The organism is Jiangella endophytica, from assembly GCF_003427025.1.
Lineage (GTDB): Bacteria > Actinomycetota > Actinomycetes > Jiangellales > Jiangellaceae > Jiangella > Jiangella endophytica.
Window position 1 is genome coordinate 1 of record NZ_QVAI01000070.1, and the last position, 429, is coordinate 429.

Consider the following 429-nt stretch of genomic DNA (forward strand, 5'->3'; position numbering starts at 1 on the left):
TCGCCTCGAACGCACTCAGGCTCTCGTCGGTGAAGACCGAGGCGTCCTGCGTCTCCGTCACCGTGAATCCGTGCTCCGCGCCCAGCTCCTGAACGGCTGTGAGTGCTGCCGGGATCGAGTCGTGCCGGAAGCCGGTCGTCTTGTGGAAGAAGAGAACCTCGTACTCCTCCTCGGGGGGATGGGCAGCGCTGATCGCGGTGCCTGTGAGTAGTGAGGCCAGAAAGGCCGTCACCACCGTGAACGCAATGTAACGATAAAGTCGTCGTCGCATAGACCTCTCACCGTCGCTTCGTTGCGGTTGTGGACCGAAATCGTCCGAGAGTGAACAGCCCGACGTGCAGACGTCGCTTAGGACACACCACCTCCCCGCACCACGCCGGTGAGGAACGCGAGACCGTCGACGGCGATGGCGTCCTGCGTCTTCGCCAA

Annotated in this window: 1 protein-coding gene; it reads right to left on the reverse strand. The window is 62.9% G+C overall.

The features are described from left to right. Positions 1 to 271: ThuA domain-containing protein (locus DZA62_RS35300; protein WP_198664549.1), on the reverse strand; the 271-nt coding region annotated here is incomplete at its 3' end. Positions 272 to 429 lie beyond the last annotated feature (158 nt).